Origin of the sequence: Streptomyces hazeniae (genome assembly GCF_031845485.1) — a bacterium.
GTDB lineage: Bacteria > Actinomycetota > Actinomycetes > Streptomycetales > Streptomycetaceae > Streptomyces > Streptomyces hazeniae.
On the sequence record NZ_JAVREQ010000015.1, the window covers coordinates 42,935 to 64,839 of the forward strand.

15 protein-coding genes are annotated in these 21,905 nt (G+C 74.6%); 7 read left to right on the top strand and 8 right to left on the bottom strand.

Going from position 1 to position 21,905, the window contains the following annotated elements; genetic code table 11:
• Positions 1–47 precede the first annotated feature (47 nt).
• Entirely contained in the window at positions 48–911 is an 864-nt protein-coding gene (locus RM572_RS17210) for a hypothetical protein (RefSeq protein ID WP_311674247.1), read from the top strand.
• A 14-nt stretch (positions 912–925) separates the two neighbouring features.
• Here RM572_RS17210 and RM572_RS17215 read toward each other — a convergent pair whose 3' ends face one another.
• Positions 926–2,506 (bottom strand): cell division protein PerM, encoded by a 1,581-nt coding sequence (locus tag RM572_RS17215; RefSeq protein ID WP_311674248.1) that lies wholly within the window; start codon positions 2,504–2,506, stop codon positions 926–928.
• 155 nt (positions 2,507–2,661) lie between these two features.
• Here RM572_RS17215 and RM572_RS17220 point away from each other — a divergent pair, with 155 nt between their 5' ends.
• Positions 2,662–3,663, top strand: coding sequence for a sigma factor-like helix-turn-helix DNA-binding protein (locus RM572_RS17220; protein ID WP_311674249.1), 1,002 nt, complete (start codon positions 2,662–2,664; stop codon positions 3,661–3,663).
• Positions 3,664–3,715: 52 nt separating this feature from the next.
• Here the strand turns inward: RM572_RS17220 and sucD are convergent, their stop codons facing one another.
• From sucD to RM572_RS17245, 5 genes are all read right to left on the bottom strand, one after another.
• Positions 3,716–4,600 (bottom strand): succinate--CoA ligase subunit alpha, encoded by an 885-nt coding sequence (gene sucD, locus RM572_RS17225; protein WP_311674250.1) that lies wholly within the window; start codon positions 4,598–4,600, stop codon positions 3,716–3,718.
• A 21-nt stretch (positions 4,601–4,621) separates the two neighbouring features.
• On the bottom strand, positions 4,622–5,794 hold the full coding sequence (sucC, locus tag RM572_RS17230) for an ADP-forming succinate--CoA ligase subunit beta (RefSeq protein WP_027763299.1): 1,173 nt from the start codon (positions 5,792–5,794) through the stop codon (positions 4,622–4,624).
• 218 nt (positions 5,795–6,012) lie between these two features.
• Entirely contained in the window at positions 6,013–7,236 is a 1,224-nt protein-coding gene (locus RM572_RS17235) for a VWA domain-containing protein (RefSeq protein WP_311674252.1), read from the bottom strand.
• Between the two features lie 115 nt (positions 7,237–7,351).
• Positions 7,352–9,760 carry a DUF5682 family protein gene (locus RM572_RS17240; protein WP_394813628.1) on the bottom strand — a complete coding sequence of 803 codons (2,409 nt, stop codon included), beginning with the start codon at positions 9,758–9,760 and terminating at the stop codon, positions 7,352–7,354.
• Positions 9,718–10,845 carry an ATP-binding protein gene (locus tag RM572_RS17245; protein WP_394813629.1) on the bottom strand — a complete coding sequence of 376 codons (1,128 nt, stop codon included), beginning with the start codon at positions 10,843–10,845 and terminating at the stop codon, positions 9,718–9,720. Before RM572_RS17245 ends, RM572_RS17240 begins: the two co-directional genes overlap by 43 nt.
• Before the next feature lie 100 nt (positions 10,846–10,945).
• Here RM572_RS17245 and RM572_RS17250 point away from each other — a divergent pair, with 100 nt between their 5' ends.
• Together RM572_RS17250 and RM572_RS17255 are read left to right on the top strand one after the other, a co-directional pair.
• Entirely contained in the window at positions 10,946–12,376 is a 1,431-nt protein-coding gene (locus RM572_RS17250) for an SWIM zinc finger family protein (protein WP_311674255.1), read from the top strand.
• Positions 12,334–14,037, top strand: coding sequence for a DUF5691 domain-containing protein (locus tag RM572_RS17255; protein WP_394813630.1), 1,704 nt, complete (start codon positions 12,334–12,336; stop codon positions 14,035–14,037). Before RM572_RS17250 ends, RM572_RS17255 begins: the two co-directional genes overlap by 43 nt.
• A 233-nt stretch (positions 14,038–14,270) precedes the next feature.
• Here the strand turns inward: RM572_RS17255 and RM572_RS17260 are convergent, their stop codons facing one another.
• The gene (locus tag RM572_RS17260; RefSeq protein WP_027763304.1) at positions 14,271–14,681 is read right to left on the bottom strand and encodes a cobalamin B12-binding domain-containing protein; all 411 of its coding nucleotides are present in this window, start codon (positions 14,679–14,681) and stop codon (positions 14,271–14,273) included.
• Positions 14,682–14,891: 210 nt separating this feature from the next.
• Between RM572_RS17260 and RM572_RS17265 the strand changes: the two genes are divergently transcribed.
• On the top strand, positions 14,892–15,755 hold the full coding sequence (locus RM572_RS17265; RefSeq protein ID WP_311674258.1) for an alpha/beta fold hydrolase: 864 nt from the start codon (positions 14,892–14,894) through the stop codon (positions 15,753–15,755).
• A 324-nt stretch (positions 15,756–16,079) separates the two neighbouring features.
• Positions 16,080–17,912, top strand: a complete 1,833-nt coding sequence (locus tag RM572_RS17270) for a M23 family metallopeptidase (protein WP_311674259.1) — start codon at positions 16,080–16,082, stop codon at positions 17,910–17,912.
• Positions 17,913–18,028: 116 nt separating this feature from the next.
• On the opposite strand, the gene pcrA is transcribed toward RM572_RS17270, so the two are convergent.
• Positions 18,029–20,560, bottom strand: coding sequence for a DNA helicase PcrA (gene pcrA / locus RM572_RS17275; protein ID WP_311674260.1), 2,532 nt, complete (start codon positions 20,558–20,560; stop codon positions 18,029–18,031).
• A gap of 187 nt (positions 20,561–20,747) precedes the next feature.
• Between pcrA and RM572_RS17280 the strand changes: the two genes are divergently transcribed.
• Complete coding sequence (locus tag RM572_RS17280; RefSeq protein ID WP_311674261.1) at positions 20,748–21,863, top strand: C40 family peptidase; 1,116 nt, start codon at positions 20,748–20,750, stop codon at positions 21,861–21,863.
• Positions 21,864–21,905: the final 42 nt, after the last annotated feature.

The following is a 21,905-nucleotide window of genomic DNA, read 5'->3' on the forward strand; positions in this document are numbered from 1 at the left end:
GTACGGGCCCGCCGGCACGGAGAGAAGCAGGGGAAGACACACACCACATGACCGACCGACGCCGCCGCACGGCCCACGCCGACACCGACCCCTCGCGCGAGGACAATCCCTTCGCCGCTCCGCCCGAGGGCCGCCCCGACCGGCCCTGGCAGCCGCGCCGCCCCGAGGGCGGCGACGACCGGGGAGGCCGGGGGGACGGCGGGCCGGGCGGAGACGGCACCGGCGGCGGACCCGGCGAAGGGCCCGGCGAAGGGCCCGGGTCTTCTTCGGGACCGCACGGGTCGCAGGGCTCGCAGGGCTCGCCGTGGGGCGGGCGCTGGAGCACGCAGCAGCCCGGTCGCCAGGACGGCGGCTTCGGCGGCCCGCGCCGCCCGGACCAGGGCGGCGACGGCGGCCGGAAGACTCCCGGCATGCGCTGGGACCCCACCGACCCCAAGCAGCGGCACGCGCGCTATGCCCTGCACGGCGGCATCTGGGGCCTGTTCTTCGCGGTGCTCGGCCAGTTCGAGATCGGACTGCTGCTCGGTGCCCTGTCGGTGTACTGGGGCGTGAGCGCGCTCCGCGGCCCGTCGAGCGTGCGGTCCGCAGCGTCGGCTCACGCCACCGCGGAGGACGTGGCGGGCACGGACCGCGCGGGCAGCGGGAGCGGCGCTTCCCGCCCGGCGGGCACGGAGCTCACCGTCACCCCCGCGCAGGCCGCGAAGGCCCGGCGGGCGGCGGCGATCAGCGGCCTGGTCGCGGGTGGGCTGGCGTTGCTGAGCGTCGTCGGCGGGTTCACCCAGCGGATGGTGTACGAGGAGTACTACACCTGCCGGCAGGACGCGCTGACGCAGGCGGCGCGTGAGCAGTGCGAGGACCTGCCGGACGACCAGGTGCCGTTCTGGCTGGGCGAGCAGCCCTCCGGGCAGTAGCCGCCCGGGGCGGCTCAGTCGCCCCGGTCCCGACCCGGGTATCGGTCCCGGTCTCCGTACCGTCCACGGGGCGAGAAGTCGTTCATCAGGCCGCCGGACGCGGCTTTCAGCGCCGCCCACCGCGACCGGCGCGCGCCCGTGTCGTGCCAGGCCGGGTCGTCGGGCCCGGGCACGTCGCCGCGGCGCAGCCGCATCCGCCAGCGGACGTTCTCGGCGAACGCGCCGCGTGCGCGCAGGCGCCAGGCCCGCAGGCCCAGCGCCGTCGGCACGCCGAGCACCGCCGTCCACGCCGCCGCCGCGGCACCGGTCGCCCACCAGGTCGGCCCGACGTGAGCCAGCGCCCCCGTGCCGAGAGCGCCCGAGGCGAGAGCGGCCAGCGCCGCCAGCGCCGCCCCGCAGAGCCCTGCGGCCGCGCACACCGTGAGCGCCGTCTCGCGCGCGTCGAGGGTGTCCTCGACCCCGTGGCCCCGGGGCAGCGGAGCGGCCACCGGGGCGGCGTCCCGGCCCGTGCTCACCCCGGCCCCGAGCCCGGCGGCCACCGGAAGCGCCACGGTGGCCCAGGTCAGCGGCGTCCCGGGGACGCCCGCCGGCAGCGCCGCGAACAGCGGGAAGGAAACCGGCAGCACACCGCCCTCGGCTGACGCCGCGAACGGGCCCGCCATGCCCGCCGTGCCGAGCGCGAATCCGGGACCGAGCCCGTACGACGCGGCCCAGATCACGGCGTTCGGCAGCAGGGCGAGGGCCAGCAGCACCACCGCCGTCCGGCCCGGCCCGTTCCCGCTGAGGCGTTCCACGGCCGCCCACGCCTCCTCGCCGTGCAGACCGAGGGCCAGCAGCGTCAGCACCAGGCCGCCGCCGAGAAGCAGCGCGACGCCCAGTCCGGCCGCGCGCAGCGCCGGACCGGCGCAGGCCTCCGCCGCGCCGCGGAGGGCCGGGCCGGGGCGCCCCAGGGACATCCAGACCACGACCGCCGCGACCGCGGACGCGGTGCCCGCCGGCCATGCCGCAGCGCCGAGCGGATCGGCCCGGAGCGGTCCGTCGTGGGCGTAGAGGGCGACGGCCGTCCCGGCGAGCAGGTAGCCGGCGACGACCGTGGCGGCGACCCGCACGGCCCCGGCGCGGTCGGGGGAGGCGTCCGCCCGGTCGGAGGACGGGTCCGCGAGGGCGGGGAAGGCTTCCGCGAGGGCGTTGCGCACGGCACGGCTGATCAGCCAGAGCGGCAGCGCCGCCGCCAGCAGCGGTGTCAGGTCCACCGGAACGGCTTCTCCGGTGACGGTGCTGGTCCGGACGAGGCCGGCGCCGTGGGCCGTCAGCCACAGGCCGGCGGCGACGTGCAGGGCCCCCTCCGGCCCGCCCTGCGGTGCGGGCGAGGCGATCCAGAGCAGCAGGACGGCGACGGCCAGCAACCCGAGGCCGAGCGCGGCAGCGATCAGCCCGCCCAGCAGCCGTGCGGCATGCGGCCGCCAGCCCCGCCGCGCGCCCTCCGGAGGGGCCGCCCGGCGCGGCGCACGCGCGCGGGGTGCCGCGTGGGGGGCTGTGCCGTCCGCTGGTCCGTCCGGGTGGGGCGGGGAGGGCCGCTGGATCTGGTGACTCACGGCGCCATGCTGCCAAGACGTGCCGTTTTCGCAGCGGATGGCATGCTTCGTCGTGGTGTCGCATCTCATGCGGAGAACACACTTTTCACACAGTATGTCTGGTGATCCCGGAGGTGGGACCCCAGGGCGACCAACCGCTGTGTGAAGAGGTACCTATGACGGTGCGACAGGCGTGGAGGACCGACCGGAGGAGTCCCTGCCGCACGCGCCGCGCCGGGCAGGCACAGGCCGCCTTCGACCTGCTCCACCTGCGCCACGCCACGCCGTTCACCCGCCAGGCCTACCTGCTGTGCGGCCATCCCGGGATCGCCGAGCGGGCCGTCACGCACGCCTTCCGCACTGCCTGGGAGCACTGGCCGGAGGTCGCCGGGGACCGCGACCCGGCCGGCTGGGTGCGGCTCGTGGCCTACGACTACGCGCTGTCCCCCTGGCACGGGCTCGTACCCGGACGCCGCACCCTCCCGGCGTATCCCGGCCCGCCCGCGGACCGCGCCCTGCTGGCCGGGCTGCTCACCCTGCCCCGCCCGTACCGGCGGTGCCTGCTGCTGCACGACGGTCTGGGGCTGGACCTGGCCGCCACCGCCGCCGAGACGGAGGCGAGCACCGCGGCGACCCGTGCGCGCCTCACCCATGCGCGGGAGATGCTCACGGCGCGCGTGCCGGAACTGGATGACGCCCGCGCCGAGCGCCGCGTGCCCCTGCTCGCCCACCGGCTGGGGCTGCTGCTGACCACCCCGCACGTCCGCACCCCGCTCCCAGCGGCTCACGTGCGCGAGGACTGCGAACGGACCAGCCGGCAGCGCACCGGAGCAGCATGGGGGCTGACCGCCCTGGTGGCCGCCGCCGTGACGGTGGCGCTGGCCGCGCCGGAGCAGGGAGGCGCCGGTCCGGGGCCGGCGGGGGACGCCCGCAACGGCGGGGGCGCGCCCACGGCGTCACCCTCCCCCACCATGTCGGCCCAGGGGCCCGCGCCGGGCGTCGTGCCCGGGACGGCGTATCTGCCGGAGGTGCGGTCGGGGAACTACCGGGTGCACCTGGTCGAGCGGGACGGGCGGGCGACCGTCCAGCCGCAGGCGAGCCCCACCGGCCCGGCGAAGAAGGCCAGCCCGGCGGAGAAGGCCGGTTCGGCGGAGAAGGCGGGTCCGGCGGAACGCTGACGGGCCCGCACCCCGAGGGTGCGGGCCCGTTCACGCGTGCGACGGCCGGTGGTCAGCCGTTCAGCAGCTCGCGCGCCAGGCGCGCGGTCTCGGACGGGGTCTTGCCGACCTTCACGCCCGCGGCCTCCAGGGCCTCCTTCTTCGCCTGAGCGGTGCCGGAGGAACCGGACACGATCGCACCGGCGTGGCCCATCGTCTTGCCCTCGGGAGCGGTGAAGCCCGCGACGTAGCCGACGACCGGCTTGGAGACGTTCTCCTTGATGAAGTCCGCCGCGCGCTCCTCGGCGTCGCCGCCGATCTCACCGATCATGACGATCAGGTCGGTGTCCGCGTCGGCCTCGAACGCCTCCAGGGCGTCGATGTGGGTGGTGCCGATGACCGGGTCGCCACCGATGCCGACGCAGGTGGAGAAGCCGATGTCCCGCAGCTCGTACATCATCTGGTACGTCAGCGTGCCGGACTTCGAGACCAGCCCGATGCGGCCCGGCTTGGTGATGTCGGCCGGGATGATGCCGGCGTTCGACTGACCGGGGGTGATCAGACCCGGGCAGTTCGGGCCGACGATGCGGGTCTTGTTGCCCTTCTGCGTCGCGTAGGCCCAGAAGGTCGCGGAGTCGTGCACCGCGATGCCCTCGGTGATCACCACGGCGAGCGGGATCTCGGCGTCGATGGCCTCGACGACCGCGCTCTTGGTGAACTTCTCCGGCACGAAGATGACGGTGACGTCCGCGCCGGTGGCCTCCATGGCCTCCTTGACGCCGCCGAACACCGGGATCTCGGTGCCGTCGAAGTCGACGGTGGTGCCCGCCTTGCGCGGGTTGACGCCGCCGACGATGTGGGTGCCCGACGCCAGCATGCGCTTGGTGTGCTTCTGGCCTTCGGAGCCGGTCATCCCCTGGACGATGACCTTGCTTTCCTTGGTGAGGAAGATAGCCATGTTCTTGTGCGTCCTCGTCCCTTACTTGGCGGCCAGCTCGGCGGCCTTGTCGGCCGCTCCGTCCATCGTGTCGACCTGCTGCACCAGCGGGTGGGCGGCGTCGGTCAGGATCTTGCGGCCCAGCTCGGCGTTGTTGCCGTCCAGACGCACGACCAGCGGCTTGTTGACGTCCTCGCCCTTGGACTTGAGGAGTTCCAGGGCCTGGACGATGCCGTTGGCGACCGCGTCGCAGGCGGTGATGCCGCCGAAGACGTTGACGAACACGGACCGGACGTCCGGGTCGCCGAGGATGATCTCCAGGCCGTTCGCCATGACCTCGGCGGAGGCGCCGCCGCCGATGTCCAGGAAGTTGGCCGGCTTCACGTTGCCGTGGGCCTCGCCCGCGTACGCGACGACGTCGAGGGTGGACATGACCAGGCCCGCGCCGTTGCCGATGATGCCGACCTGGCCCTCGAGCTTGACGTAGTTCAGGCCCTTGGCCTTGGCGGCGGCCTCGAGCGGGTTGGCCGCGGCCTTGTCCTCGAGCGCGGCGTGGTCGGGCTGCCGGAACTCGGCGTTCTCGTCCAGCGACACCTTGCCGTCCAGCGCGATGACCTTGCCGTCACCGGTCTTGACCAGCGGGTTCACCTCCACCAGGAGGGCGTCCTCCTTGATGAAGACGTCCCACAGCTTCCGCAGGACGTTCACCACCTGGTCGTGCAGCTCGGCCGGGAACTTCGCGGCCTCAACGATCTCGCGGGCCTTGGCCTCGGTCACGCCCTCGATCGCGTCCACCGGGATCTTGGCGAGGGCCTCGGGCTTGGTCGCCGCGACCTCCTCGATCTCGACACCGCCCTCGACGGAGGCCATGGCCAGGAAGGTGCGGTTGGTGCGGTCGAGGAGGAAGGAGACGTAGTACTCCTCGGCGATGTCGGCGGTCTGCGCCAGCATCACCTTGTGGACCGTGTGGCCCTTGATGTCCATCCCCAGGATGGCCCGGGCCTTCTCGACCGCGTCGTCGGCGTCGGAGGCCAGCTTCACGCCGCCCGCCTTGCCGCGGCCGCCGGTCTTCACCTGCGCCTTGACGACCGCGCGACCGCCGAGTCGCTCAGTCACCTCGCGCGCCGCTTCGGGCGTGTCGATGACTTCACCGGCCAGCACCGGTACGTCATGCTTGGCGAAGATGTCCCTCGCCTGGTACTCGAACAGGTCCACGCGCGTACGTCCCCTTAATCAGTGGTATCGCGGTCGTTGTCAGCGTGGGCGTGCCGCGTGGCCGCGGCGTCACCGATGGCGCGCGGCATGTCCGCCTTGCAGGGTAGCTCTGTCGGTGAGTGCTCCATGAATTCCAGCTCACACCGGCGCGGTGACACCTGTCACAGCTTGTGCGCGTCTCCTCCGGCCCGCCGGCCGCCTCCCGTGGGGCCCGGACCTCAGTCGTCGTGCGGCACGGGCAGCGGCCGCTTCTCGATCGCGGCGGCCATGACCTCGGGGAACAGGTCCGGGGTGCAGGCGAACGCGGGCGCCCCCAGGGCGGCCAGCGCGGCGGCGTGCGCCCGGTCGTACGCCGGTGCGCCCTCGTCGGACAGCGCGAGCAGTGTGACGAACTGGACTCCCGCGGCCTTCATCGCGGCGACCCGTTTGAGCATCTCGTCCCGTATGCCGCCCTCGTACAGGTCGCTGATCAGCACCACCACGGTCTCGGCGGGGCGGGTGATCCGTGACTGGCAGTAGGCGAGCGCCCGGTTGATGTCCGTACCGCCGCCGAGCTGGGTGCCGAACAGCACGTCCACCGGGTCGTCCAGCTCGTCGGTCAGGTCGACGACGTTGGTGTCGAAGACGACCAGACGGGTGTCGAGCGACCGCATGGACGCCAGCACCGCGCCGAAAACGGACGCGTACACGACGGACGACGCCATCGACCCCGACTGGTCGATGCACAGCACGACGTCCTTCTTGACCGCCTGCGCGGCGCGCGCGTAACCGACCAGCCGCTCGGGGACGACGGTGCCGTGGGACGGCAGGTAGTTCTTCAGGTTCGCGCGGATGGTGCGGTCCCAGTCGATGTCCCGGTGACGCGGGCGCGCGACGCGCGCGGACCGGTCCAGGGCCCCGGTGAGCGTCGCACGGGTACGGGTCGCCAGCTTCCGCTCCAGCTGCTCCACCACGGCGCGGACCACGGCACGGGCCGTCTCGCGGCTCGACTCGGGCATCGCCCTGTGCAGGGAGAGCAACGTGCCGACCAGGTGCACGTCCGGCTCCACGGCCTCCAGCATCTCCGGCTCGAGGAGCAGCGAGGACAGGCCCAGCCGGTCGACGGCGTCCCGCTGCATCACCTGGACGACCGAGGCCGGGAAGTACGTACGGATGTCACCGAGCCAGCGCGCCACGCGCGGAGCCGAGGCCCCCAGACCGCCGGGACGGTCGGCGGGGCGGTTCCCCTGCCCGGGGCCGTCGGCGGCGCCGCCGTAGAGGGCCGCGAGAGTGCGGTCCATCGCGGCGTCCGCACCGCCGAGCGCGTAACCGGTCCCGTCGGTTTCCGGGCCGTCGCCACCCCCCAGCACCAGCCGCCACCGCCGCATCCGCTCCTCGCCCCCGGCGCGGAACTGCCCGTCTGCCACGTCCTCCCCCACTGCCCCGCTCCCTGTCCGCGTCATCGCTCGCTCCCCTCGTCCCGAACCCTGCCGCTCAGTCCCCGCCCTGGTGTCCCCTCGCCGGCGGCGCAGCGGGCGACCCGCACGGGGCCAGCAGCCCGCCTCCCCGTCGGCCCCTTCACGGCGCGGCCAGCAGCAGCCGCAGCGTGGGCAGCACCGCATCGGCGCGCTCCGCGTCGGCACCGGGGCCGAACCCGGGGAGCCCCCCGGGCCCCGCGCCCCGGGCGCCGCCCGCCGCCGCGGGACCGCGGCGCAGCAACTCCCCCAACGTCCGCCGTACACCCGCCTCGTACTCTGCGAACGTCCGGCGCAGCAGCGGCAGCACCTCCGTGAAGGCGTGCGGGGCGACCGAGGTCAGCCAGCGGTCCACGAGACCGAGCAGCCGTTCGTCGTGCGCGAGGAGCATGCCCCCACCGGCGAGGAAGCCCTCGATCCACGCCGCCGCCTCCAGCGGGGGCGCCCCCGGAGACAGGGCGAGCCCCAGCAGCCGGGCCGCCTCGCCGTCGGCGAGCCTCCCGTCGTCGAGGAGCAGCCGCACGCACCGGCCGCGCAGCAGCCCCGGGACGCGCTCCCGGTCGGCCAGGGCGCGGAGCACGCGCCGCCAGCGGTCCGGGAGTTCCGCGGCGCCGGGCACCCCTTCCTGCTGCGCGAGCAGTGCGATCGCGTGGTGCGCGGTGTCGAGGTGTTCCCTCATCTGCGCGGCCCCGTCCGCGTCGAGTCCCGCGCAGGCGGGCGGCAGGCCGACGCCGACCCGTTCGGCCAGGCCCACGGCGACCTGCGCGGGGGCCGCGGCGTCCGTGCCGCGCACGTCCCCGTACCGGACGGTCCGCACCAGGGCGGGCAGCGCCTGCACCAGGTGGCCGATGTCGGCGTCCAGCGCCGCCCGGTCGGCGAGGGTCCGCATCACGACCGGCAGCGCGTCCGGCAGATCCGCCAGCAGGCACTGTTCCGCGAGGGTGGTGACGTCGGCCAGGGCACGCGCGGCGACGGCCGCCGAGCGCGCCTTGGCCGTCGCCGCGGCCAGGACGGTCGTACCCCAGACGCCCGCCTCCGCCGTGCGGACGGCGAGTTCGGGCTCCCAGCGCAGCCGCCAGCTCTCCCGGAAGGTGCCGGTGTGGGCGGAGCGCGGGACCGCGGGGCTGCCCCAGTGCACCCCGAGCAGCCGCAGGCGGTGCAGCAGGCGGCTGCGGGCGGCGTCGGTGTCCTTCCGCAGGTCGAGGTCGAGTTCGCGGTCGGACGCCTCGGGCCGCAGGCGCAGCGACTTCTGCTGCCGCGCCAGGTCGCGGTGCAGCGGGACCGCCGGGGCGTCGTCGGGCACCTCGCCGAGTACGTCGCCGACGACGAGTCGGTCGCGGACGAGGTGCAGCGGGACTTCGGAGCCCTCGCACAGCACGGCGCGCGCCGCGTCCATCGTCTCGGTGAGTCCGGCCAGCGGGCGGCCGCGGAGCGCGGCGAGGGTGTCGGCGAGGCGGACGGCCTCGATCACGTGAGCCGAGGAGACGAGGAGGTCCTCGTCACGCAGCAGCCCGGCGATCCGGGTCATCCAGCGTTCCACGGGCCGGTCGGGCGCGGTGAAGAGGTGGCCGTACCAGCCGGGCGAGTCGATGCCGGCGCCGTAGCCGCTCTGCCGGGCGAGGCGGCGGTGGGTCCAGGGCACCCACGTCACCTCGACGCGCGCCTTGGGGAGTCCGCGCAGCAGCGCCCGGTCGTCCGCGACCTTCACGGACCGGGCCAGCGCCGGGACGTGCCAGGCGCCGCAGACGACGGCGACGTGCTCGTCCCCGTAGGCCCGGCGGGCCTCGCGCAGCCGCAGGCGCATGTGCGCCTCGCGGACGAGATCCCGCTCGTGCCCGTCCTCGCCGTGCGCCGCGCGGAGCGCGGCCATCGCCTCGCCGAGCGCCGCGAAGGGCGCGAACGGGTCCGGGTCTCCGGTCCCGTCGCCGCGGGGCCGGCCGCGGTGCTCGACGACGTCCTCCCACCACCGCTCGGGGTCGTCATGACCGGCCGTCCCGGCGAGGGCCGCGACCGGGTCGAGACGGGCGGCACCGGATGCCGCTCCGGGCGCGCGGGGTGTCGCGCCCTTCTCGTCGCCCGGCGGTGCGGGCTCCGGCTCTGCCTCCGGGTCCGGTTCCGGTTCGTCGTCACCGTCGTCGCCGTGGTCGCCGCCGAGAGCGAGGGTGTGGGCGGCGGGCAGGTCGATGAACCTCACGGGGACCCCGCGGGCCAGCGCCCACCGGACGGCGACCCACTCCGGCGAGAAGTCGGCCAGCGGCCAGAACGCCGCCCGGCCCGGCTCGGCCGGGACGTGCGCCAGCAGCGCGACCGGCGGCCGCATGCCCGGGTCGGCGGCGAGCGGCAGGAGGTCGTCCGCCTCCGGCGGCCCTTCGACGAGGAGGATCTTCGGCGCCCGGGCGTCGAGGGCCGCCCGTACCGCGCGGGCGGAGCCCGGCCCGTGGTGGCGGACGCCCAGCAGCAGCGGCCCGTTCACTCGGACACCTCGCGGCAGGCACGGTAGAAGTCCTTCCACCCCTCCCGCTCGCGCACCACGGCCTCCAGGTACTCCTGCCACACCACACGGTCGGACGCCGGGTCGCGGACGACCGCGCCGAGGATGCCCGCGGCGACGTCGCCGGCGCGCAGCACGCCGTCGCCGAAGTGCGCGGCCAGCGCGAGCCCGCCGGTGACCACCGAGATCGCCTCGGCCGTCGAGAGCGTGCCGGACGGCGACTTGACCTTCGTGCGGCCGTCGGAGGTGACGCCGTCCCGCAGTTCGCGGAAGACGGTGACGACGCGGCGGATCTCGTCGACGCCGTCGGGCAGCGCCGGCAGGTCCAGGGACCGGCCGAGCTGGTCGACGCGGCGGGAGACGATGTCCACCTCCGCCTCGGCGGTGGCCGGGAGCGGGAGCACCACGGTGTTGAACCGTCGGCGCAGGGCGCTGGACAGCTCGTTGACGCCGCGGTCGCGGTCGTTGGCCGTGGCGATGAGGTTGAAGCCGCGCACCGCCTGCACCTCCTCGCCGAGTTCCGGTATCGGGAGGGTCTTCTCCGACAGGATGGTGATCAACGTGTCCTGCACGTCGGCCGGCATGCGGGTCAGCTCCTCGACGCGGGCGGTCATGCCGTCCGCCATCGCCCGCATCACGGGGCTGGGCACCAGGGCGTCCCGGCTCGGCCCGTGCGCGAGGAGCTGGGCGTAGTTCCACCCGTACCGGACGGCCTCCTCCGGGGTGCCGGCCGTGCCCTGCACCAGCAGGGTGGAGTCGCCGCTGACGGCGGCGGCCAGGTGCTCGGACACCCAGGTCTTCGCGGTGCCCGGCACACCGAGGAGCAGCAGCGCCCGGTCGGTGGCCAGGGTGGTGACGGCGACCTCGACGATGCGGCGCGGGCCCACGTACTTGGGGGTGATGACCGTGCCGTCGGCCAGGGTGCCGCCGAGCAGGTAGGTCGCCACGGCCCACGGTGACAGCCGCCAGCGCTCGGGGCGCGGCCGGTCGTCGGCGGCCGCGAGCGCCTTCAGCTCGTCGGCGAAGGCGTCCTCGGCGTGCGGTCGCAGGGCATGCGTCTCGGTCACAACTCCCCCTCGGCGTGCAACGGATCGATGTGGTCCCACCTTGCACGGCAGCACTGACAGTGGTCGCCTGAAAGAGCGTCACCGCAGGTCGGAGAGGGGTCCCGACGGATTGTCAGTGGCGGGTCCTACCGTCGGTGACATGAGTGGTCAGGGGGTCCGCTGGACAGCGGAACAGGTGCTCGCGCTGGCGCCCGACGCGTCGTCGCGGAAGAGCGGCAGCCGGCTCGCGGCGCCCGGCCCGTGGTCGGAGGCGGGCAGCGGGGACGACGCGGTGTGGGGGCTGTGCAAGGGCAGCGGCAGGACGCCGTACCAGGCGGTCGTGGACCTCGCGGGAGGCGACGGACCGGGATACCGGTGCAGTTGCCCCAGCCGCAAGTTCCCCTGCAAGCACGCGCTGGGCCTGCTCCTGCTGTGGGCCGGCGCGGAGCCGTGCGTGGGGGAGGACGCCGAGCCGCCCCCGTGGGCGGCGGAGTGGCTGAACGGGCGGCGCGCGCGGGCCTCCGCCCGTGCCGCGGGCGCGGGGGCGACCGGGGGGAACGGCTCGTCCGACGGCGACGGAGCTGCGGCCGGGCGAGGGGCAGGAGACCCGCAGGCGGCCCGGCGACGCGCCGAACGGCGCACCGCGGCGATCACCGCCGGGGCGACGGAGCTGGAGCAACGCCTGGCGGACCTGCTGGGCCGCGGCCTGGCGGGAGCGGACGGCGCGGGCTACGGCGAGTGGGAGCAGACGGCCGCCCGCATGGTCGACGCTCAGGCCCCCGGCCTGGCCGGGCGGGTGCGGGAGTTGGGCGCCGTCGCCGCCTCCGGGCCCGGCTGGCCGGACCGGCTGCTCGCGGAGTGCGCGCTGCTGCACCTGCTCGCCCGGGGCTGGCGCGCGGCGCACGACGGCCGGCTGCCCGAGCCGCTCGCCGCGACGGTACGGGCCCGGACGGGCCTGAACGTCGACGCGGCGACGGTGCTCGCCGAAGCGGCAGGCGCAGACGGGAGCCTGCGGCGTGACGCGTGGCTCGTCCTCGCCCAACGGGACACCGAGGAGGGCAGGCTGACCGCCCGCCGGATATGGCTGCACGGGCGCGCCTCGGGACGGCCCGCCCTGCTGCTCGCCTTCGGGGCCGCCGGACGCGCACCGCAGATCACGCTGCCCGTCGGCACCGTGCTCGACGCGGATCTGGCCTACTACCCGGGCGCCGCACCGCTGCGGGCCGCCCTGGGCGAACGGCGGTCGGCGCCGTCCGCGGGCTTCGTCCCGCCCGGCGGCAGCACGGACGACGCGCTCGCCGCCTATGGCGCCGCGCTGGCCGAGGACCCGTGGCTCGACGGGTGGCCGGTCGTGCTGCGGGACGTGGTGCCGGTACGCCCGGCGGAGCACGGCGGGTGGCAGCTGGCGGACGCGGACGGCGACACGGCGCTCCCGGTCGCGCCCGCAGTTCCGGAGTCCCGGCTGTGGCGGCTCGTCGCCCTCTCCGGGGGCGGTCCCGTCACGGTGTTCGGGGAGTGCGGGCACCGCGGCTTCGCCCCGCACACGGCATGGGCGCCCGGCGCCGGCGAGACCACGGCGGTGCCGCTGTGACCGCGCCCGCCCGCGAGACGCGGGCGCCGCAGCCGGAAGCCACCGGACGGAGGGACGAGAGCGTGGACGCACCGACGACCCCCTGGAGCGAACTGCTGGGCGCCGCCCTGCTCGGCGCCGAGCGGAGGCCCCCACCAGGCGGCAGCACCGTCGCGCTGCTGGACGCCGCCGCCGTGGCGACCGTCCGGCGCCGCGCCGGCGCGCGGCCCGCGCAGGCCGGGCCGCGCCTCGACCCCGCGCCGCCGGACGCGCGGCCACCGCTCCCCGCGGCAGCGGCCGACCGGCTGACCCTGCTGCTCGCCCACCGCGTCGCCGGGCCGGGCGGCGGTCGTCGCGGCACCGCACCGGACCTCGCCGAACTGCTGCCGCAGTGGCTGGCCGTGGCCAACCGGCACGGCTACCGCGCGCCGTACGCCCTGCTGCCCGCGCTGCTGGACGCCGCCCGTGCCCGCACGGACCTGCGCGCCCAGACCCTCGCCTTCGGCGGCCCGCGGGCGCGCTGGCTGGCGAGGCTGAACCAGGACTGGAAGTTCGCCCTCCGCAACGCGGGCGGCGTCGCGGAGGACGCCCAGCCCGACCGGCGGCTCTGGGAGGAGGGGCTCTTCGCGGAGCGCGTCGCCCTGCTCGGCTCCCTGCGCCGCTGTGACGCCGCGGCCGGGCTCGCCCTGCTGGAGAGCACGTGGACGACGGAGCGGGCCGAGGACCGGCTGATGTTCCTCGACACGCTCCGGGACGGCCTGTCGCCCGAGGACGAGCCGTTCCTCGAGCGTGCCCTCACCGACCGGAGCCGGACGGTGCGGGCGACGGCGGCCGAACTGCTCTCCGGGCTGCCCGGCTCCGCGCTCGCCACCCGGATGGCCGAGCGAGCCCGCTCGTGCGTCGCCCCCGACGGCACGCGGGCGCGGGACGCGGACGGCCGGTCGGCGCCCGACGGCGCCGGGATCGCCGTCGAGGCGCCGCACGAATGCGACACGGCGATGCAGCGGGACGGCGTCGTGCCGAGACCGCCGTCCGGGCGGGGCGAGCGGTCCTGGTGGCTCGGCCAGGTCGTGGAGGCCACCCCGCTGGGCACCTGGACGGACCGCTTCGGCGGCCGTTCGGCGACGGAGATCGTCGCCCTGCCGGTGGCCGACGGCTGGCGTGAGGACCTGCACGCCGCCTGGTGCCGTGCGGCGGTGCGACAGCGGGACGTCGCGTGGGCCCGGGCCCTCGTCGGCGCGCCCGCCGCGCCGCCCGCACAGGGGCCGGGCGATCCGGCGAAGCTGCTCACCGTGCTGCCGGCCGACGAGCGGGCGGCCTGGGCGGCCGGCTTCATCGCGGCGCACGGACTCTCCGACGCCTTCCGGATACTCGGCGTGTGCGCGGTGCCGTGGTCGGGCGGTCTGGGCAGAGCGGTGATGGACGCCCTGGAGATCGCCCGCGACGCGGGCAGCTACCCGTGGAGCTTCAGCGGTGTGCTGGGGCTGGCGGAACGGTGCCTGGACCCGGCCGACGCGGAGCGGCTGGCTCCGCTTGCGGCGATACCGGACGAGCCGCGGGACGGCTCCCCGGGCGCCTGCGGCTACTGGGCGGAGGCGTTCCAGCGGCTCGTGGCGACCTTGCGGATGCGCGCGACGATGCTCGCCGAACTCAGCCCGGTGGAATCCCGCCCCGCGCCCTGATCCCGGGCCCCTCACGCCACGGGCAGGCCGGACTCCAGCCGTCCGGCTCACCGCCGGGCGGCGGCCAGCCGACGCGGCGCGACCGAGGGGGAAGCGCCACGGGCCACCGGAGGCGGGAGCCACCTGCGGGCGGGGCTGGCCTCCCGGGGCGAAGCGTCGGCGAGCAGGGGGCGGTGCTCGTCTCCGCGTGGCGAGCGGTGCGGCCGGAAGGGGCGCCCGGCTTCCGGGAAGCGCTACGCCGCGAGGTCGCGGACGTTGCCGCGGACCCAGGCGACGACGTCACCCGTGGGGGCGCCGGGCGTGAAGATCTCCGCGACGCCCTGCTCCTTCAGCGGCGCGATGTCGTCCTCGGGGATGATCCCGCCGCCGAACACCTTGATGTCCAGCGCGTCGCGCTCCCGCAGCAGCTCGAGGACCTTGGCGAAGAGCGTGTTGTGCGCGCCGGAGAGGATGGAGAGACCGATCGCGTCGGCGTCCTCCTGGATCGCCGTGTCGACGATCTGCTCGGGCGTCTGGTGCAGGCCCGTGTAGATGACCTCCATGCCCGCGTCGCGCAGCGCCCGCGCGATGACCTTCGCGCCGCGGTCATGGCCGTCGAGACCCGGCTTGGCGACCACCACGCGGATCGGACCCGACACACCCATCACTGCCTCCATACTCGCGACGCGCCCCGGGACGGCATCCGGCCCACCCAGGTGAACGAACGTTATCGCCCCTCTCACCCATCCTGGCAGTTTCGCGGCACGGAGGGAGGGGGAAATCACACCAAGGACCGCACAAGATCGCGTATCCGGGGCACTCGTCGTCTCCAGACGGCGCCGAGCCCGAGGGCGCGGATCGGGAGGTGGTTGGCCATGTCGGGAATGCCGTTCCTGCGCGCGGCGACACGCGAGGCGCTGGCACTGACCGGGCACCTGCTGCTCTACCCGACCGGCATATGCCCCGAGCGGGACCCCGACCTCGAGGAAGCACAACCCACCGCGACCCTCTCCACGCGGGGCGTGTCCGCCCCGCCCGTGCTGCTGCTGCACGGCTTCTGCGACAACCGTTCCACGTTCGTGATGCTTCGCCGGTCGCTCCTGGGGAACGGCTGGCCGCACGTGTACTGCCTGAACCACTCCCCGCTCACCTGGGACATCCACGAGGCCGTCGAGACCCTGGACGCACGGGTGAGGGAGATCTGCCGCCGCACCGGTCATGAGCGCGTGGACGTCGTGGGCCACAGCCTGGGCGGCCTCATCGGCCGCTGCTACGTGCAACTCCACGGCGGCGACGCCCACGTCCGCACCCTGGTCACCCTCGGCACGCCGCACACGGGCACCTACACCGCGGCGGCGCTCACCCCGCACCCGGTGGCGCGCCAGATGGTGCCGGGTTCGGGGCTGCTGGAGGAGCTGGCCGCGCCGGTGCCGGGCGGCAGTCGCACCCGTTTCGTGAGCGTGTGGGGCGACCACGACCTGTTCGTGGTGCCGGTGCGAAGCGGCAGGCTGGAGCACCCCGATCTCGCGGTGACCAACGTGCGGGTGCGGGGCGTCGGACACCTCATGCTCCCGGTGGACCGCACGGTCGCCGCCTGGATCCGGGACGAACTCGCCGACGGCCACGGGGCGGAGGCGGGCACCGCCCAGGGGGACGGCGCCGCGGCGGGCGCCGCCGAACCGGGTGGCACCGAACGGGGTGGCACGCACCTCGACACGCCCGCCACCGGAGCCGCCTGACGCCGAGCCCGCCGGGACGCCGCACACACACCGTGACGACCTGCCGGTCGCCGGACTTCGGCCCGTCTGATCCGCCGGGCGACCCCCTGAACTTGCGAGATTCGCGGCACGGGTGGGGCACAACGCCCCGGAACCCCTCCGTACGCTGGCCGAACGCTTCTCGAACGCCCCGCCGAGTACGGACTCCCAGCGCGGCGAAAGGCGAGCGAATGCCCGTTTCACGCCCGCCCGAAACCCGAGGAAGATTGTCGCCGCCGCATACCGCCGGGTACAGTCACCGCACTTGCTCCGCCCCTTGCTGTCGAGGCGAAAGAGAAGTTGGTGGTGAACGACCGTCACCCGGCGGGAGATTCCTTCCCGGCCGACCCCGGTGCCGATTACTCGTCCGCGGGCTACGACTCCGCGCACTACGAGCAGTCGGCATACGGCACCTACGGGACCGCGGCCTACGCCACCGCCACCCAGCACGATGCCTGGTCCACCGGCGCGTACGACACCCACGGCACCGGCTACGCGCCGGGCGCTGGTTACTACGGGGACCCCCTCTACGGGCCCGTCCCCGGCACGGACGACCCCCACGCGGGCGGCTATCCGGCCCCGTCCTACGACGGGACCGGCAACGCGTTCCACGGCGTGGACGGTTACGGCACCGCGTACGACACCTACGGCACCGCCGGCCACGGTCACACCACCGGCGGGTACGACACGCCCGCCTGGACCGACGGCTCCGGAACGGACTACTCCGGCGCGGGTTTCATCCCGCACCAGCCGGGGCCGGACCAGGCCGAATACGGCTGGTCGGTCCCCGCCGAGGGCTCGGTCCAGTGGGACGTCAGCGCGTTCGAGTCGACCGCCCCGGCCACCACCGGGCTCGACAACGCCGTGCTGGACCCCACCGCCTACGGCGCCGCCACCGGTTGGGACGGCAGCGCCTACGGCCACCAGGCCACCGACGCCTCGGGGTTCGAGGCCGGCTACGGCGCGGCCGGGTACGACCAGAACGGCTACCCCGGCGCGTACGACCAGAACACCCAGGCCGCGTACGACGCGACCGCGAACGACCCGACCGCCTACGGCACGGGTGCCTACGACGCCGTCGGGTGGACCGACGGCGCGGCCTACGGCACTCCCGTCGACGGCCACCGGGGCGAGGAGACCGGGCCCCACGCGGCGGAAGGCGCCGACGCGCAGGGCGCCACGGTGGTGGACTTCCACGAGCAGCCCACCGCCACCTTCGACGCGCACCAGACGGGCGAGGAGGCCCCGGCCGGTCACCCGGATCCGGCCGGCGAGCGCGCCCACGCCCCGGCGGACGCGTACGACCCCGTGGACCCGTACGACCCGGCCGACCCGTACGGCGAGCCCGTCGTCACCGTCGGCTCGGAGGCGGAGCCCGAACCCGGGGCGGTGATCGCCGGACCCCAGGGCCGCGGCCGCCGCCGTTCCCCGAAGCCGCGCCGCTCCGCGCTGCTCACCGTCGCCGCCCCGTCGGTCGCGGTGCTCGGCGTGGCGGGCATCGCCGCGGCCTCCGTGATTCCCGCCGGTGACGAGGAGACGGCGCAGGCCGCCCCGGACACCACCGAGGTGAAGGTCTCACCGGCGAACACCAAGCTCGACACGCAGCTCGCCGGACTCCGTGAGGCCGGCGACGACTTCGCCGACCGCGCGAGCCGTACCCAGGAGCGCATCGACCTCAAGAAGCGCCAGGAAGCGGAGCGCAAGCGGAAGGCCGCCGAGGCCGCGCGGCGCGAGGCGCTGCGGCCCAAGTTCGCCCTCCCGGTGGAGGGGTTCGGCGTCAGCGCCTACTTCGGCCAGGCGGGCATCAACTGGATGTCCGTGCACACCGGACTGGACTTCCCCGCCTCGTACGGCACGCCGGTCAAGGCGGCGACGGACGGCACGGTCAGCACCCAGTGGAACCCGGCCTACGGCAACATGATGATCGTCACGGCCGCCGACGGCACCGAGACCTGGTACTGCCACCTCAGCAGCACCCGCATCCGGTCCGGAGCGGTGCAGGCCGGGGACGTCATCGGCTACACGGGCAACTCCGGCAACTCCACCGGCCCGCACCTGCACTTCGAGGTGCGGCCGGGCGGCGGTTCCGCCGTCGACCCGCTCTCCTGGTTCCGCTCGCACGGCCTCGAGCCCAACTGACGCGCGGACACCGGCGCACACGCGCACACGCCGACGAGGTGGGGGCGCGCGGGATGAACCCGCGCGCCCCCACGCGTCGTTCCGGCGGCGCCGGGTCCCGGGCGTCCGGCGGCGCCTCAGAGCTTCTCGACCGGCGCGTACCGCAGCAGCAGCCGCTTCGGCTTCTCGTCGCCGAAGTCGATGGTGGCCTCCGCGTTGTCCCCGCCGCCGCGCACGGCCGTGACGGTGCCCAGCCCGAACGTGTCGTGGGTGACGCGGTCGCCCACGGACAGCGCCACCACCTGCCGTTCCTTCGCCCTACGCGTCGCGAACCCGGTCGGCGCCGCACGGCGGGCCGCCCCGAGAGCCGAGGTGATGCCGGACGTCGGCGACATCCGGCCGCCGCCCGCACCCGCACCGCTCGAGCCGTAGCCGCTCCCGGGCGCCGCCGCGGGTCCGGTGCGCTGCCACTCGACGAACGCCGGCGGGATCTCCTCCAGGAAGCGCGACGGCGGGTTGTACTGCGGCTGGCCCCAGGCGCTGCGCAGGGTGGCCCGCGTGAGGTAGAGCCGTTCACGGGCGCGCGTGATCCCCACGTACGCCAGGCGTCGCTCCTCCTCCAGTTCCTTGGTCTGGCCGAGTGCCCGCATGTGCGGGAAGACGCCGTCCTCCATGCCCGTGAGGAAGACGGTGGGGAACTCCAGGCCCTTTGCGGTGTGCAGCGTCATCAGGGTGATGACGCCGGGTGCGTCCTCGCCCTCCTCCGCGTCGGGGATCTGGTCGGAGTCGGCGACCAGCGCGACCTGCTCCAGGAACTCCGCCAGCGTCCCCGGGTCGTCCTCGTCCCGCTCCTGCTCGAACTCCAGCGCCACCGCGGCGAGCTCCTGGAGGTTCTCGATCCGCGTCTCGTCCTGCGGGTCCGTGGAGGCCTGGAGCTCGGCGAGGTAGCCGGTCTGTTCCAGCACGGCCTCCAGAACGGTGGCCGGGCCCGCGCCGGACTCGGCGACCGTGCGCAGCTCCTCCATCAGCGCGTTGAACCGGCGCACCGCGTTGGCCGACCGCGCCGCCATGCCGTACGCCTCGTCGACCCGGGCCATGGCCTGCGGGAAGGTGATCCTCTCGCGGGCGGCGAGCGCGTCCAGCATCGCCTCCGCACGGTCGCCGATCCCCCGCTTGGGCACGTTCATGATGCGGCGCAGCGGGACGGCGTCCTCCGGGTTCGCGAGCACGCGCAGGTAGGCCAGGATGTCCCGGACCTCCCGGCGCTCGTAGAACCGGACACCGCCGACGACCTTGTACGGCAGGCCGACGCGGATGAAGATCTCCTCGAAGACGCGGGACTGGGCGTTGGTGCGGTAGAAGACCGCGACCTCGCCCGCCTTCGCCTTCCCGGCGTCGGTCAGCCGGTCGATCTCCTCGGCGACGAACTGCGCCTCGTCGTGCTCGGTGTCGGCGACGTACCCGGTGATGGGGGTGCCGCTGCCGGCCTGCGTCCACAGGTTCTTCGGGCGGCGGTTCTCGTTCCGCTCGATGACGGCGTTCGCCGCGGACAGGATCGTCTGTGTGGAGCGGTAGTTCTGCTCGAGCAGAACGGTGGTCGCGTCCGGGTAGTCCTCCTCGAACTGGAGGATGTTGCGGATCGTCGCGCCCCGGAAGGCGTAGATGGACTGGTCGGCGTCGCCGACGACGCACAGCTCGGCCTTCGGGTGCGCGCCGTCGTCGGTCTCGTGGCCCGGCTCCGGATCCGTGCCGACCAGCTCCCGCACCAGGGTGTACTGCGCGTGGTTGGTGTCCTGGTACTCGTCGACCAGCACGTGCCGGAAGCGGCGGCGGTAGTGCTCGGCGACGTCCCCGAACGCCTGCAGCAGGTGCACGGTGGTCATGATGATGTCGTCGAAGTCCAGGGCGTTGGCCTCGCGGAGCCGCGCCTGGTACATCGTGTACGCCTCGGCGAGGGTCTTCTCGTAGCCCTCGCTCGCCCTGGCCGCGAAGTCCTCCTCGTCGACCAGTTCGTTCTTCAGGTTCGAGACCTTGGCGCTGAACGCCTTCGGCGGGTACCGCTTCGGATCCAGGTCGAGGTCCTTGCAGCACAGCGCCATCAGCCGCTTGGAGTCGGCCGCGTCGTAGATGGAGAAGCTGGAGGTGAAGCCGAGCTTCTTGCTCTCCCGGCGCAGGATGCGCACGCACGCGCTGTGGAACGTGGACACCCACATCCGCTCGGCGCGCGGCCCGACCAACTGCTCGACGCGCTCCTTCATCTCGCCCGCCGCCTTGTTGGTGAAGGTGATGGCGAGGATCTGCCCGGGGTGCACGTGCCGCGCAGCCAGCAGGTGCGCTATCCGGTGCGTCAGCACCCGGGTCTTGCCGGAGCCGGCGCCGGCGACGATGAGCAGCGGCGAACCGTGGTGCAGCACGGCGGCGCGCTGCTGTGCGTTCATCCCCTCCAGCAGCTGCTCCGGGTCGATCACCGGACGGTGCGCGCCGTCCCCGTAGTACGCGTCGCCGCCGCGCCCCTGGAACGATCCGGTGAAGAGGCCCTCGGGGACCTCCTCCGGCTCTGCGGGCCCACCGGACTCGGGCGGGGGCGGCGGCGCGTCGTCCGGGGCTCCGGCCGCCGGGTCCGTCGGCTCGAGGTCGGCCAGGAAGCTGTCGTCGAAGAGGCTGCTCATCGTCTACGGAGTCTAGAGCGCCCCACCGACACGTCGGATCCGCCTCCGTGAGGTCACGAAAAGATATCGGACGTTTCGGTCACCGCCTTCACACCGGTCCCACAACTTCGCTACCGTGCCGTGCCAAGCAGGCACCCCCACCCCGCCGGACGGGCCCCTCCGCCGGTGACCGGAAGGAGCCGTGGCCTTGGCGTCCCACCGCAAGCCGCGCACCCGCATCCTCCAGACCGCCGCGTCCCGCAACGGCGCGGTCTCCGTCACCACGGCGGCCCTGGCCTCCGTCACGCTGCTCTCCACGCAGAGCGCCGTCGCCGACCCCCGGGACGACGAACCGACGCTGGAGGAGGTGCGGCAGCGCGTCGACACCCTCTACCGGCAGGCGGGCGCCGAGACGCAGCGCTACAACGCGGCCAAGGAGAAGGCGGACGCGCAGCGCGACAAGGTCGACGGCCTCCTCGACCAGGTCGCCCGCCGGGCCGGCGAGGTCAACGACGCCCGTCGCGCGCTCGGGCAGTACGCGGCCGCGCAGTACCGCACCGGCGGCCTCTCGGGAACCGCGACACTGCTGCTCTCCGAGGACCCCCAGGGGTACTTCACGCAGAGGCACGTGATGAAGCGGATGACCGCGCGGCAGCAGCAGGCCGTGGAGACCTTCGCGGAGCGCAAGCAGGAGGCCGCGCGCAAGCGCGGCGAGGCGCAGCGGGAACTCTCCACGCTCACCACGTCGCAGGACAGGTTGCGGGAGAGCAAGAAGGACGTCCAGGGCAAGCTCTCCGACGCGCGCGACCTGCTGTCGGAACTGACCGCCGAGGAGAAGGCGCGGCTCGCCGCCGCCGAAAGGCGGCGGGAGGCCGAGGCGCGCCGCAAGGCCGAGGAGGCGGAACGGCGCCGCGAGGAGCAGCGGGAACGCGAGGAGGAGGCCGGGGACCCGGGCGGCGGCACCGACACCCCCGCGACGGGTACGGCGAAGGTGATCGCCTTCGCCGAGGCCCAGCTCGGCAAGCCGTACGTGTGGGGTGCCACCGGGCCCAACTCGTACGACTGCTCCGGACTCACCCAGGACGCCTGGGCCGCCGCCGGGGTGAGCCTGCCGCGCACCACCTACGACCAGGTCGAGGTCGGCACGACCGTGCCCCGGTCGCAGATGCAGCCCGGCGACCTCGTCTTCTTCTACGCGGACGTGACCCACGTCGGCATCTACGTGGGGAACGGCCAGATGATCCACGCCCCGAAGCCGGGCGACGTGATCAAGTACGAGTCGATCGACTACATGCCCTTCCACAGCGCGGTCCGCCCGGCCTGAACGGGCGTCCGTCCCGGAGCCGGGCTCCCACGGCCCGGGGCG